The following is a 14399-nucleotide window of genomic DNA, read 5'->3' as shown; positions in this document are numbered from 1 at the left end:
TTAGAGTATTCCCCACAGGTGTGTGGGGTGATACTAGATATCTTTACAGCAAATATGAGGCTATGTTTAAAAAGTATTGTGGTAAGAAATTAAATCTATTGCCTGTGGGAAAGGAGGAAGGTCCGTTTAGACTAAAGTAAGATTTTCACACTGGAGAAGATCTTATTTAATGTAGATTTCAAGCATAAAATGAATGTGTGTACACCAACGTTTTCATTTTTACATTATTTATAAACTACTACAAATTATTTTGTGTGTTTATTGTATTGACGTAAAACTCTTCAAATTGTATCTTAAGAATAGCAATAAGATATATAGTTGTATAAACAATAGGGAGAGCGGAACCATATAGTTTTCTAAATCACAGAAAGTGGACGATAAGGATGACAGTGGAAATATCGAGGCGTGCAGCAGCGCTGTGGGCCAAAAAACAATCAGAGGACGGTCAACAGGCATGGCTACCACTCATCGTGCATTTACTAGACACACAAAATGTGGCAAATTATCTTTTTAATCAATGGCTAAGTCCAGGGCAGCGGCGATTGCTACAGGGAACATTGTCCGCGACGGAGGCACAGAACTTAGTCAAAATAGTAGGATTTCTTCACGATATTGGTAAGGCGACGCCAGCTTTCCAAGACAAAGAATCCTATGACCGCGACAAATCATTGGACGAATATTTAAAGTCAAAGCTGATCCGAGTAGGTTTTATTGATTTTAATCATCTAGATTTAGCATCGGCAAAAGAATCACCGCATGCTTTAGCGGGGGAAGCCATTTTGGAAGGATTTGACGTTCCCAATTCGATTGGCGCTATCATTGGTGGCCATCATGGCAAACCAGCCAGCTGTCCTCCAGATGATCAGATCAGCAATTATACGGCCAACTATTATCAGAGTGACAAAGAGGCTAAGATCCAAGCGCCTTGGATAGACGTACAAAAAGAACTTTTTGAATACGGGTTGACCTCTTCGGGGTATCGAACAGTCAAGGAGATTCCTGACATAACACAGCCGCAAGCGGTTATTCTAGAAGGCTTACTAATCATGGCAGATTGGCTGGCATCCAGTGAGTACTTAGATAAAGATAAGAAAATACCGCTTTTTCCTTTAATTCCGCTGGATCAATCTTGGCCAGAAGATAGCATCAAAGAGCGATACCAAAAAGCTATGATCGCTTGGGATGTCGGTGGTGAGTGGAATCCTCAACGTGTGGATCTGACGGATCCTAAGCATAACCCATATAAAATTAGATGGGGGTTTGAACCACGTCCAGTTCAAAGGGCAATGACACAGGCAATCGCCGATACACTAGACCCGGGAATGGTGATTATTGAAGCACCAATGGGAATTGGGAAGACCGAAATTGCCTTATTGGCAGCGGAACAACTAGCGCACGTTACTGGTCGGGATGGCCTGTTTATGGGACTTCCGACGCAGGCAACGACTAATGCCATGTTTGATCGGGTAGATGATTGGGTAGCGTTTCTTGCAAAGCAACAGACTGAAAATCTACAGATTAGATTGATGCATGGAAAATCTCAATTTAATCATAGATATCAATCACTTCCTGAGACAACGAATATTTATGATACTGACGATGGATTGGGTAAGGTGGTCGTCAATAGCTGGTTCTCCGGGAAAAAATCAATTTTGACGAAGTTTACGGTAGGTACAATTGATAATCTCCTATTGTTGGGGTTGAAGCAAAAACACCTTTTCCTCCGACATTTAGGCTTCAGTGGCAAAGTAGTCGTGATTGATGAAGTTCATGCCTATGATGCGTACATGAATCAGTATTTGTATAAGGCCTTGAGATGGCTGGGCGCCTACCACGTCCCTATCATAATTTTGTCCGCAACATTACCTAAGAACAAACGGAATCTTCTATTGGAGGCTTACTTAAAGGGAGAATATGGTCCGAAATATGCTTTGGAGGCCCCCGAAGATTGGGAGAATACGCAAGCTTATCCACTACTGAGCTTGTTAGACGGTCATCAACTTAAGCAGGTGACATCCTTTCCGGGTCAGAGTGATCAGCAACCAACTAAGTTACAGATTCAACGTTTAAACGTGTCTGATGAAGACCTCGTTGCGCACGCCGTTGATCAGATTAGCGGTGGCGGAGTTGCTGGAATTATCGTCAATACGGTTAAACGCGCGCAGGAGTTGGCAGAGAAAGTACCGGCTGATATTAAACTGATGGTCTTGCATTCGGCTTTTCTAGCAACTGATCGAGTGGCACAGGAAGATAAGCTGCAAGCAGCAATTGGTAAGCATGGTCAGCGACCAGATAAACTGATTGTTATTGGGACCCAAGTTTTGGAACAGTCATTGGATATTGACTTTGATGTCATGTATACGGATATTGCGCCAATGGATTTGATTCTACAACGGGCAGGTCGCTTACATCGTCACCAAATTGTTCGACCAGAAGCTTTGAAGACACCACAAGTCTTTATTCTGGGAATTGAGGGGCCTAATAATTATGGGAATGGTAATGAGGCAGTTTACGGTAAATATTTGCTGATGAAGACGGATCATTTCTTGAAGGATGTCATTAACCTGCCAGACGATATTTCACCACTAGTTCAGCGAGTTTATGATTCTGTAACGGATGCTGAAGTTGCCGATATCGCTGATGCTAGGATTAAATTCGATAATGATATAAAAATTGAAAAAGGAAAGGCCCGTGTCTTTCAAATTGCCAACCCTAAATTGAAATCCGGGGCCACAATTCATGATTGGCTGGGTCGTGATTTAGGTAAAGTTGATCAGGATGAACAGAAGGCAAGCGCAGCTGTTCGGGATATTAGAGAATCGCTGGAGGTGATCCTGGTTCAGCATACGAACGAGGGTAATCTCTTACTAGATGGTCGACGTTTAAGTGACGTTTCTTCACAGGATATTGCACAGCAAGTGATTCGGCTCCCTGCTGCGGTAACACCGCGAATTGATCAAGCGATTGACACTCTCGAAAAGCTGACCGGTCGCTATTTCTTGGGATGGCAAAGCGATGTCTGGCTTAAGGGGGCATTGGCCTTACCGCTGGATGAAAACTTATCGGTGACGTTTGCTGGCTGGCAGCTCACGTATTCCGCAAAGTTCGGCTTAAAATATGTAAAGGAAGGTGATAATGGTGGACAGTAAAAAGTTTAATTTGACGACCGATCCTTGGATTAAAGTAGTGACGACCGAAACTAATCAAGAAAAAAAGATTTCTTTGATTGAACTATTTGAAAATGCTTCACGTTATCAGCAATTGGCCGGCGATATGCATAGTCAAGATTTGGCCTTACTGCGGTTACTCTTAGCCATCTTAACAACGGTTTATTCGCGAGTTGATGCTAACGGGGAACAGTACTCCTGGTTAGACGGAGACATGAGTTCGCCTGAAGACTTAGAGATCGACTTGGATGCATTCGATGATGACGATGGTGAGGACACATTATTTTCGACTTGGGGCCAGCTCTACCACACAGGTCATTTCTCATCGGCGGTTACTGATTACCTAGCGGGTCATGCAGCGGATTTTGAATTCTTTGGCGATCGCCCTTTTTATCAGGCATCGACTGAAGACTACGATGCACTTGTTCCAGAGAACAGAAAAGTTGCTGCTGGGAAGGGACAAGTTCTGGTGAAGCAGATGAACCGACGAATTTCGGAAAGTGCTAACACGCCGGATATTTTCACACCGAAATCGGGTGACGCAAAGAATAAAGTATCATTGGATGAATTAGTGCGTTGGGTGATTACGTACCAAAACTTTACGGGTGTCACGGATAAGACGAAGGTTGTGACCGAAGAAAAATTTTCTAACTCAGGGGGGTGGATTTACCGACTCAATCCGGTGTTTGCGAAGGGAAAAACGCTGTTTGATACGTTGATGTTGAATCTAGTGTTAGTCGATACCCGTCAAGATTCTACGGAGTATGCTTTACAACAACCAGTCTGGGAAGCTAAATCGGTTCGTGACTACGTTGCGCAGCGCAAAGCCCAGATACTACCAGATAATCTTTCGGAATTGTATACGACTTGGTCACGACTTTTACATATCGAGTGGCAGGATGGTCAGCCAACAATCCTTAGCGCCGGAATTCCAACATTTGCGTATGAGGATGCGCTGATTGAGCCCATGACGACTTGGAAATTTGATAAAAAGACCAATGCCTATCGACCGGCGGGGAAGAGCCTCCGTTCTCTAGGAATTGCGATGTGGCGAAACTTTGGCCAGTACGTAAAGGTTAGACGGGAAGATGACATGCACGAACCAGGAATTGTTATCTGGCTAAGAGCACTCAAACAAAAGCAGTTGATTGCTCACGATGCGCCATTGTACTTGAATTCAGTAGCCCTGATTAGTGATGGTAATGCAACTTCCCAATCACCAGCTGTTGAGGTAGTCGATGATATGGCGCTGCAAGCGGACGTTTTATTTGATGATGAGCTGGCCGAGCGGTGGCCGTTACGAATCGAAGAAGTTATTGAAACAACGCAGACGATTGGTAACGATTACTATCACTTTGCAACGGACATTGGTAAAATTCGTAATTTAGATACACGAACCTTTGCTAATGGCATGAGTGCAAAATTTTACGAACGCTTGAATGAACCGTTCAAGGCATGGTTGGGTAGTCTAAGCGGACAAGATGACCGAGATGCCAAAATTAATCTATGGAAGGCGACGCTAGAAAAAATCGTGGTGATGGCTGTAGATAATGACATGCAAGCTAGTTCGCCGCGAGATGTCCGAGGAATTAGCGATAATCATGGACAACCCCTTAATATCTTTACCGCGAAAAATCATCTGATGTACAACGTTCGGCGTGATCTTAACCTTAAAAAGGAGTGATGAGAAATTATGCCAAGTGAAGTTAAAAAAGCTACTAGTCGGATTATTAATACCCTCTATCGTGATGGTAATCCAGATAAGGCAGTCCTAGCAGGTCTCAGAAATGCACCAACAATTACTAGCCATCGTGCTGAAATGGTTTGGCCAGTCATCATGACTAATTTAGATAAAAATCAGTTGAGTCATGCAAAGGATGGGACACCAACTTCTGAAGAAGTAGCTGTCTATACAGCTATCCGGTTTTATGCGATTCACCAGCAGGGAAATAATGACTCGCTTGTCTATGCGTCAGTTCACAGTGAGAATCCGAAAGGCGAAACTTTCTTTGGTGCTTTAGGTAAATTACGGGGGAACGAAGATCTACGAGTTGCTATGGATCGTAGAGTGCAACCCTTGTTGGCGACAACGAACGTCTCAGGCGTTATTAATAGCTTGTCACATTTAGTAAGTATCTTAAAATCCCATAGTAGTGCACAAAGAATTGATTACGCTCTGTTAGCACAGGATTTGTATGGCCTACAGAGAAGTTATGAGCAAGCTAGCCGAGTACGGTTACGTTGGGGACAACAATATTATTCAGTTAAGCAAGCTAAATCAGAAGGAGAGAATACTAATGACTAAAAACCTATATGTTGACCTAAGCGTCTTACAAACTGTTCCATCATCAAATATCAATCGTGACGATACGGGTGCCCCTAAGACCGCTCTATACGGTGGGGTTACGCGTGCACGAGTCTCTTCGCAAAGCTGGAAAAAGGCTGTCCGCGACGAATTTAAGCAAGATAATGTTTCTGCAGGGACGCGAACAAAACAAGCTGCTAATTTGCTGGTAGCCGAATTGAAGAAATTGGATGCGTCCTTAGATGACAAGGCTGCGCTGGCAAAAGTCACTGAGATTTTTAAGCTGGCTGGTATCAAAATAGATGCAAAAAAGAATAATGAAACTGGGGCACTGCTCTTGGTCAGTCGCGGTCAAATCGCTAAATTAGCACAGTATGCGATTGATAATGAGGAGTTAGATAAAAAAGAGGTTAAGCAAGTTTTGAAGGGCGACCAATCCTTAGATCTTGCCCTATTTGGTCGGATGGTCGCGGACAATCCTGAACTAAATGTAGATGCATCAGCCCAAGTGGCGCACGCCGTCTCGACCCATGAAGTGGTTCCTGAATACGATTACTTTACAGCACTCGATGATGAACAACCGGATGATACTACTGGGGCAGCAATGTTGGGAACTATCGATTTTAATTCAGCTACTCTTTATCGCTATGCAAATATTAATATGCATGAATTAGTGCATAATTTAAACGTCGCAGATGCAATTAAAGGAACAACTGATTTCATTAGAGACTTCTTACTCTCAATGCCAACTGGGAAGCAGAATACCTTTGCTAATAAAACATTACCAAGTTACGTTATGGTGACGATTCGTCAGGACACACCAGTAAACTTGGTATCGGCGTTCGAAAACCCAGTGATTTCTAACAGTGGTTACGTTGAACCTTCAATTACCAAACTTGAAGCTGAATACCATCGCGCCCAAGCCTATGTTGACGAACCAGTGGCTAATTTTGTGTTAGGCAAGTCAGATTCCGAGATTGGTGTTAATGTGGCAAAATTATCGGATCTTTTGGCACGGGTCACAGCGGAGTTATCAGAGGTGGTTCAGGATGAAAACACTAACGATTAAGCTAACTGCGCCGTTGCAGTCATATGGTAACGAAGCGAGCTTTGCCCGGCGGACGACCAATGACTATCCGACGAAGAGCGCGGTGATTGGAATGGTGGCGGCCGCTTTAGGCTATCGCCGTACCGACGACCGGATTCTTGAACTCAATGCATTGGATTTTGCGGTTCGCATTGACCAGGTTGGTCGCCATTTGACGGACTTCCAAACGGTGGAGTGGAAACCGGGAACGCGTAAAATCACTTATCGCGACTATATTCAAGATGCAGTCTTTGTGGTGGCATTAGGTAGTGACGATACAAATTTAATTGATAAAATAAAATTTGCACTTAAGCACCCACAATTCCAACTATTTTTGGGTCGCCGAGCAAATGTTCCTGCAGGTGTCCTGGAGATTCATGAATTTTCCGACCAGACACCGGTTGCGGAGCTAAAAGAATTGAAGTGGCAGGCTGCGGCTTGGTATCAAAGAAGGCAGCATGCAAAAACTCTTGAAATTGTTGCCGATGCTGACCTGTTGGCCGACAAGTCGCGTGCACTGGTCAAAGACCGCGTAGTCTCCTTTGACCAACGAGACCGGCAACATGGGTTTTGCGCCGTCGCCAGAGACACAGTTCCTTTGAGTCAACTAAAAGCGCAGAGCAGTGATCTGGATACCCAGCACGACCCATTTAGTGCTCTCGGAGAGGAGTAAGTATGTACTTATCAAGAGTAGAAATTGACAGTAATAATCGAGCAAAGACTCGAGATTTGACACATCTTGGCGCATACCACAACTGGGTCGAGCAAAGTTTTCCGGCGGAGGTTGAAGCAGGAGAACGTCAGCGACACCTGTGGCGTATCGATCAGCTGAGTGGTAAACGTTATTTACTTATCTTGAGTGAAGAAAAACCAGATGCCACGAAACTAGCAATGTATGGGGTACAGGGAACGGTGATGACCAAATCGTATGACCACCTATTGGATACACTTCAGGATGGTCAGCGACTTCAATTTCGGCTAACAGCTAATCCCACTCACACGATTACGAAGCCTGGTGAGCGGCAAGGACGGGTGGTACCCCATATCACGATTGCGCAACAACGGCAATGGTTGATTGCCCGGGCTGAAAAGTCCGGTTTCGAGTTGATGCAGAGTGTTTCGGCTGAGAATCCGGATGGACAGCCGGTATGGTCCTTTGATATTGTCGGGCGTGAGTGGCCAACTCTTCATCGGCGGACGGACCGCGGTGTTCGTCTGAGTCGGGTGACCTTTGAGGGGCTTCTACAGATTAGTGATGTCGCGACCTTTAAGGAAACGTTGATTAAGGGAATTGGCCGCGAAAAAGCATTTGGTATGGGCTTAATGACGGTGATTCCGGAGGCGTAGTCATGGGGAAAAAACAAGCTGGTGCTAAGAAGCCGGAACGTTATGAGTTAGGACGTGTTCGTGATCGAATTACTTTTTTATACTTGGAACATGCCAAACTCAATCGACAAGACAGTGCTATTCAAGTTCTAGATGACCGCGGAATCGTATGCGTACCGGCGGCAATGCTGAGTGTGCTCATGCTAGGACCCGGAGTGGATGTGACCCATCGAGCAATGGAATTGATTGGTGAAGCGGGCCTTGGCGTGGTCTGGGTTGGTGAGCAAGGTGTGCGGCAGTATGCCTATGGTCGACCACTCAATCATTCCTCAGCACTGCTTGTCGCCCAGGCGAAGCTGGTGTCTAATCAACGTTCGCGGGTAAAGGTTGCTCGGGAGATGTATCAGATGCGTTTTTCAGATGATGACGTTTCACAGCTGACGATGCAGCAGTTACGGGGAAAAGAGGGTGCACGGGTTCGCCAGGTGTATCTTGATCAGTCCGTAAGAACCGGTGTTGCTTGGTCACGGCGCGAATATAATCCAGATAATTTCGAATCGGGAACACCGATCAATAAGGCCTTGACCGCAGCTCATCAGGCACTTTATGGTTTGAGCTACAGCGTGATTTCAGCGTTAGGCGCTTCGCCGGGTCTAGGCTTTGTTCACACGGGTCATGATCTATCGTTCGTTTATGATTTTGCGGACTTATATAAGGCAGAATTCTCCATTCCAGTGGCCTTCAGTATGACCGAAAAGTATGGGGATGACTCAGACATTGGGTCGAAGGTCCGTTTGGCGATGCGCGACGTTTTTGTTGAAAACAAGTTATTGGTGCGGATGGTGAAAGATTTAAAAACACTTTTGGGAATCCCGGAAGACGATAGTGAGGTCGACATGGTTAGTCTCTGGGATGATCGACTGGGACTACAGAAGTTTGGCGTCCAGTACCACGAGCTGCAGGAAGAAGACAGCCGATGATTGTGATTACGTTGACGAAGGTCCCTAAGTCGTTGCGAGGGGATCTCACCAAATGGTATCAAGAAATTCAGACAGGTGTTTACGTTGGCAATACAAGTGCGCGGGTGCGAGATGCGCTGTGGGATCGAATTCTGGAAAATATTGGCCGGGGTGAAGCAACCATGGTCTATAATGCACAAAATGAGTTGGGCTATCAGTTTAGAACGACACGCAAGGACCGGCAAGTTGTGGATTTCGATGGTATCCCACTGATGATGCATTTGAAGGAAGCAACCGGTGGTGTGAAGCATGGGTTTAGTGATGCGGCAAAATTCCATCGGGCAAATGTTATGACACGCAGATCTGTCAAGCGGAGCCAATCATCGTCAAAAAAACTAATGATGGTTAGTCTTGATTTAGAGACTACTGGGTTAGATCCAGTCAAGGATACGATTCTTTCGATTGGCGCGGTTAAGTGGGGCCAAGATGACAAAATTGTACAGTTTTATCAATTGATTCAAGTGCCACAGAAGATTCCCGAGAAAATAACGGAACTTACTGGGATTACCGTTGAAATGTTGAACAAACAAGGCATTAGTCTAGCCGATGGGCTACAAGGTTTACAAAAGTTTGTCGCTGATGCCCCTATTGTTGGTTATAATCTGCGATTTGATGAAGGCTTTTTACTAGCTGCTTTTAGAAAAATCGGACAATCTGGTTTGTCGAATCGGTTAATTGATTTGATGCCGTTGGTAAAGAAGTCGAATAAGTTTTTGGACAACTATCGACTGGAAACAGTTTTAGCCGATTATGAGATTGAAAATTCTCATCCTCACCATGCATTATCCGATGCTCAGGCAACTTTCGACTTGGCAAGCAAGTTAAAGGAAAAAGGCCTTTTTTGAAAAATAGGATCCCGGTGTGACGGCGTTTCTTTAGTGTGTTCCCCACAGGTGTGGGGGTGATCCTTAGATTATTTTCAAACCTATCTCCGTCAGTTAGTGTTCCCCACAGGTGTGGGGGTGATCCTGTCGAAGGCAATGTACGTGAGTTGAAAAATAAGTGTTCCCCACAGGTGTGGGGGTGATCCCTGTAGCATCTGAAATTCCTAAATCTCTGGATAGTGTTCCCCACAGGTGTGGGGGTGATCCCATAAAGATACAAATTACAAGTATCAAATTACAGTGTTCCCCACAGGTGTGGGGGTGATCCCTTGGTACCATTTGAATAAACATAAGCGGCATGGTGTTCCCCACAGGTGTGGGGGTGATCCCAACTTTGACACTGTTCCAACGGTTAACAATAAGTGTTCCCCACAGGTGTGGGGGTGATCCTACAAATCTCCGCTTCTCCGTTTGAAACATACTGTGTTCCCCACAGGTGTGGGGGTGATCCTAGTGCAGCTGTCGCTGCACCTTCCTCAATTGAGTGTTCCCCACAGGTGTGGGGGTGATCCCCGATTGGTCTCGGTTGGTGCTTTTTTTTATGCGTGTTCCCCACAGGTGTGGGGGTGATCCTCTCTGCGATACCACGAATTGCTTGCGTAGATGGTGTTCCCCACAGGTGTGGGGGTGATCCTTATGGCAGCAGTTGACTTAGAAGAATTAGTGAGTGTTCCCCACAGGTGTGGGGGTGATCCCAAACCGTTGCTGCTGCTAAGCAGGTCTACGGCGTGTTCCCCACAGGTGTGGGGGTGATCCTATATCCCGGCATTCCTTTAGGCATACGCATAAGTGTTCCCCACAGGTGTGGGGGTGATCCTTCTTGATCCTTTCTCTGGGGGATCAGTTAGAGGTGTTCCCCACAGGTGTGGGGGTGATCCTTAATATCAAGAGAACGCGAATCAACATAATAAGTGTTCCCCACAGGTGTGGGGGTGATCCTCACACTGATAGGATCGGCCAGGGTCTCAAAAAGTGTTCCCCACAGGTGTGGGGGTGATCCCTACTCCGTATGCAATTTCGGTATTTGCATCGTGTGTTCCCCACAGGTGTGGGGGTGATCCTAAGCGTTGGCCTGATTCCAAACCGGGGAATCGGTGTTCCCCACAGGTGTGGGGGTGATCCTAAATGCGTTTGTAAATTTAGCTAATCCGGTTTGTGTTCCCCACAGGTGTGGGGGTGATCCCTCCACCCAAGCTGTCGTAGTACTCAGCCAGTGAGTGTTCCCCACAGGTGTGGGGGTGATCCCGCGCAAGCTGACCAGATTTACATTGCCAACGGGTGTTCCCCACAGGTGTGGGGGTGATCCTTGGAAACTGATGATCAACTATGGAGCTGTTCGGTGTTCCCCACAGGTGTGGGGGTGATCCTTACTGTAGAATAATTTTGATAAACGCTTCATGGTGTTCCCCACAGGTGTGGGGGTGATCCTAATAGTTTCTGCCGGTAGGCCCTCGATATTTGGTGTTCCCCACAGGTGTGGGGGTGATCCCGAAAACGAGCTTGCTCCTGATACCTCTGCAGCGTGTTCCCCACAGGTGTGGGGGTGATCCTTTCCGCGTTGATGGTATGGATGGACGTCTTACGTGTTCCCCACAGGTGTGGGGGTGATCCTGGTAATGGCACGGCCTCACTAACAGGGGCTGGGTGTTCCCCACAGGTGTGGGGGTGATCCCTGGTAAATTCCACCAGTCGTCAACTTATAGACGTGTTCCCCACAGGTGTGGGGGTGATCCAACGAGTGCCGTGAACAGCTTGGCCGGTGGTACGTGTTCCCCACAGGTGTGGGGGTGATCCTGAGCGATTTGATCCCCAGCACTATCTTGGATAGTGTTCCCCACAGGTGTGGGGGTGATCCTTCTGGTGTCTGCACAGTGGCCCATGTCAAAACGTGTTCCCCACAGGTGTGGGGGTGATCCCGAAGACAAACTCCCATGTATTGGAAGAATGGCGTGTTCCCCACAGGTGTGGGGGTGATCCCTCCAAGCGGATTTGCACCAGCAGTTGTAATCTGTGTTCCCCACAGGTGTGGGGGTGATCCCGGCAGTTAAGGCCATGAATTCACTTGGACTATGTGTTCCCCACAGGTGTGGGGGTGATCCCGCATGGAAGACTTATCGGGCGAGTGTAGCTGCGTGTTCCCCACAGGTGTGGGGGTGATCCTCCATCACGGCAGGAATAAGTGACACGTTGGGAGTGTTCCCCACAGGTGTGGGGGTGATCCTTGATTAATTGTCTTATCATCGAGTACTCCGCCGTGTTCCCCACAGGTGTGGGGGTGATCCTATTCATACCCACTAAGACCTTTTCTGGTGTATGTGTTCCCCACAGGTGTGGGGGTGATTCCAAATGTATTGGCTGGACTTATTTCATTTGGTGGTGTTTTCTCACAGGGCTAAAAGATTTATTTCGTTTCTCCAATTTCCAAGTCTCAGTAGTGTACGCCATAAAACTGGCGGCCACTGCTTTTTTCGTTTACACGCTAATTCGGTTGGTGACTTGCTCAATCGCAAGTGCTTCGTTGGGGTTTTGGCGGGAAATGCCTATGATGGTCTCTAGTAGAGTAAGGGATGGGAGGTCAGACTCATGAGAACCACGACGCGGGAATTGTCTGGTGTGGGGATGTTGATCACACTGGGAATCGTGTATGGGGACATTGGGACGTCACCGCTGTACGTGATGAACGCGATTATTGATCAAACGGGACGGCAGACGTTGGCGGCGACACCGATTATGTTGGGGAGTATCTCTCTGATTTTTTGGACATTGATGTTGATTACGACTGTGAAATATATTTTGTTGGCCATGCGTGCCGATAACCGGAATGAGGGCGGTATCTTTGCTCTGTACGCACTGGTTCGGCCCCATGCCAATTGGTTAATTGTACCAGCGCTGATTGGTGGGGCGGCACTACTTGCCGATGGGACGCTGACACCAGCCGTGACGGTAACTTCTGCGGTTGAGGGGCTGAAGGGTCAAGTCTTAGGCCCCATTCACTTTAGTAGCGCCCAAGGTTGGGTTCTGTTGGTTGTCACTGGGATTCTACTGGGCCTCTTTTTAATTCAACGGTTCGGCACGGAGCGTGTTGGTCGATCATTTGGGCCGTTAATGTTGCTGTGGTTTGCTTTCATTGGTCTTGTGGGTCTTATCAATTTAGTGCGTGTGCCCACGATGTTACGCGCATTATCGCCAGTCTATGCGGTACAGTTCCTCTTCAGTCCAATCAATCATCAAGGTATCTTTATCTTAGGGAGCATCTTTTTGGCAACGACTGGGGCCGAGGCGTTGTACTCGGACATGGGACAGGTCGGTCGCCCCAACATCTATGGGACGTGGCCGTTCGTATACAGTATGTTAATGCTCAGCTACCTAGGCCAAGGCGCCTGGGTGGTTCGGCACAGCGACCAGCTGGCAACCGCCCATCCGGTTAATCCCTTCTACGCAATGGTTCCCGCGAGTTGGCAGTGGTTTGCCATCTTGATTGCGACGATTGCTGCTATCATCGCATCACAGGCCTTGATTACCGGATCGTACACGCTGGTTCATGAAGCAATCGGGTTAAAATTGTTGCCGCGGTTGCGCATCAAATTTCCTGGCAATGTCAAGAGTCAACTCTATATTACGACCGTCAATTGGTTGTTGTGCGTGGTGACGCTGAGCATCGTCTGGTACTTCCGGACGTCGAGTAACATGGAGGCGGCTTATGGCTTGGCGATTACTGTGACCATGTTAATGACGACGTTGTTGTTACATGCTTTTTTGGTTCAACGTCATCATCAACGTTTGGCCTGGATTTACGTCATCAGTTTTGGCCTACTAGAAAGTTTATTTCTATTGGCAAGCCTGGCAAAGTTTGTTCACGGCGGGTACGTCACATTACTGATCACGCTGATTATTCTAACCATCATGGTCTTCTGGTACGCGGGTAACCGCCGGCGAGATGCACATTTGGAGGCGACAGAAGATGTGTCACTACTGGACTTCGTACCGCAGTTGGAACGGTTAAGCGACGATGACCAGGTGCCAACGTTTGCGACGAACTTGGTCTACATCACGCCGGTCTCCAGCAACTATCGCATCAAGCGGGCCGTCATCTATTCCATTTTGGATCAGCAGCCGAAGCGGGCCCGAGTCTATTGGTTCGTCACGGTAAATGAAACGGACACGCCGAATGAGTGTGCATACACGGTGAATTCGCTGGGAACTAGTAACGTAATGGATGTGCAACTTTACTTGGGATTCAAGAAGCCACAGCGCCTAAATGTATACTTGCGGCAAATTGTCAACGATTTGTTAAAAGAGGGCGTGTTGGGGGATCAAACACCGCGCTACTCCAGCATTCCGTTTCGGCGAGTCGGTAATTTCAAATTTGTCATGCTCAATCAACAGTTTCAAGATCTCGGCGTGCAGGACGACTTACCCGCGTTGGACCGTCTGCTGATTGGTGGCCGACTTCTGTTACAGCGAATCACGTTATCGCCGCAACGCTGGTATGGTCTGGAATTCAGCGATGTGGTTGAGGAGAAGGTGCCATTGTTCATTGGCCAGCAACCGGACCGGACGCTACGCCGGCAGCGATGATTAGATAAATAAGCCTAGCCCTATGGTCATCTT

9 protein-coding genes and 1 CRISPR repeat array are annotated in these 14399 nt (G+C 47.1%); all 9 genes read left to right on the top strand.

From position 1 onward, the window contains the following. The first annotated feature begins 383 nt into the window (after positions 1-383). The 9 genes from cas3 (at position 384) to EKM89_RS06655 (ending at position 14366) form a co-directional block, all read left to right on the top strand. Positions 384-3149 carry a CRISPR-associated helicase Cas3' gene (gene cas3 / locus EKM89_RS06695; protein WP_125686920.1) on the top strand — a complete coding sequence of 922 codons (2766 nt, stop codon included), beginning with the start codon at positions 384-386 and terminating at the stop codon, positions 3147-3149. Further along, a complete protein-coding gene (locus tag EKM89_RS06690; RefSeq protein WP_225421836.1) occupies positions 3136-4851 on the top strand; it encodes a type I-E CRISPR-associated protein Cse1/CasA in 1716 nt (571 codons plus the stop codon). Before cas3 ends, EKM89_RS06690 begins: the two co-directional genes overlap by 14 nt. Positions 4852-4860: 9 nt before the next feature. Further along, positions 4861-5472 (top strand): type I-E CRISPR-associated protein Cse2/CasB, encoded by a 612-nt coding sequence (casB, locus tag EKM89_RS06685; RefSeq protein ID WP_125686918.1) that lies wholly within the window; start codon positions 4861-4863, stop codon positions 5470-5472. Next, on the top strand, positions 5465-6541 hold the full coding sequence (cas7e, locus tag EKM89_RS06680) for a type I-E CRISPR-associated protein Cas7/Cse4/CasC (RefSeq protein ID WP_125686916.1): 1077 nt from the start codon (positions 5465-5467) through the stop codon (positions 6539-6541). The genes casB and cas7e overlap by 8 nt, the downstream gene beginning before the upstream one ends. Beyond that, entirely contained in the window at positions 6522-7232 is a 711-nt protein-coding gene (gene cas5e, locus EKM89_RS06675) for a type I-E CRISPR-associated protein Cas5/CasD (protein ID WP_125686914.1), read from the top strand. Before cas7e ends, cas5e begins: the two co-directional genes overlap by 20 nt. A 2-nt stretch (positions 7233-7234) precedes the next feature. Beyond that, entirely contained in the window at positions 7235-7906 is a 672-nt protein-coding gene (cas6e, locus tag EKM89_RS06670; protein ID WP_125686912.1) for a type I-E CRISPR-associated protein Cas6/Cse3/CasE, read from the top strand. Positions 7907-7908: 2 nt separating this feature from the next. Beyond that, positions 7909-8865 (top strand): type I-E CRISPR-associated endonuclease Cas1e, encoded by a 957-nt coding sequence (gene cas1e / locus EKM89_RS06665; protein ID WP_125686910.1) that lies wholly within the window; start codon positions 7909-7911, stop codon positions 8863-8865. Beyond that, on the top strand, positions 8862-9749 hold the full coding sequence (gene cas2e, locus EKM89_RS06660; protein ID WP_125686908.1) for a type I-E CRISPR-associated endoribonuclease Cas2e: 888 nt from the start codon (positions 8862-8864) through the stop codon (positions 9747-9749). Before cas1e ends, cas2e begins: the two co-directional genes overlap by 4 nt. Before the next feature lie 35 nt (positions 9750-9784). Further along, a CRISPR array of direct repeats spans positions 9785-12131; the repeat unit is 28 nt; unit sequence GTGTTCCCCACAGGTGTGGGGGTGATCC. Between the two features lie 240 nt (positions 12132-12371). Further along, entirely contained in the window at positions 12372-14366 is a 1995-nt protein-coding gene (locus EKM89_RS06655) for a KUP/HAK/KT family potassium transporter (RefSeq protein WP_125686906.1), read from the top strand. The last annotated feature ends 33 nt before the right edge of the window (positions 14367-14399 follow it).

This window comes from Levilactobacillus fujinensis, assembly GCF_003946335.1.
Lineage (GTDB): Bacteria > Bacillota > Bacilli > Lactobacillales > Lactobacillaceae > Levilactobacillus > Levilactobacillus fujinensis.
Note: the sequence above shows the minus strand (reverse complement) of the source record. Positions and strands in the feature narration are given on the sequence as shown.

Coding starts and splice junctions, on each gene's coding strand:
- EKM89_RS06655 (WP_125686906.1), top strand. CDS start 12,372: ATGAGAACCACGACGCGGGAATTGTCTGGTGTGGGGATGTTGATCACA.
- cas1e (WP_125686910.1), top strand. CDS start 7,909: ATGGGGAAAAAACAAGCTGGTGCTAAGAAGCCGGAACGTTATGAGTTA.
- cas7e (WP_125686916.1), top strand. CDS start 5,465: ATGACTAAAAACCTATATGTTGACCTAAGCGTCTTACAAACTGTTCCA.
- cas5e (WP_125686914.1), top strand. CDS start 6,522: ATGAAAACACTAACGATTAAGCTAACTGCGCCGTTGCAGTCATATGGT.
- cas2e (WP_125686908.1), top strand. CDS start 8,862: ATGATTGTGATTACGTTGACGAAGGTCCCTAAGTCGTTGCGAGGGGAT.
- cas3 (WP_125686920.1), top strand. CDS start 384: ATGACAGTGGAAATATCGAGGCGTGCAGCAGCGCTGTGGGCCAAAAAA.
- casB (WP_125686918.1), top strand. CDS start 4,861: ATGCCAAGTGAAGTTAAAAAAGCTACTAGTCGGATTATTAATACCCTC.
- EKM89_RS06690 (WP_225421836.1), top strand. CDS start 3,136: ATGGTGGACAGTAAAAAGTTTAATTTGACGACCGATCCTTGGATTAAA.
- cas6e (WP_125686912.1), top strand. CDS start 7,235: ATGTACTTATCAAGAGTAGAAATTGACAGTAATAATCGAGCAAAGACT.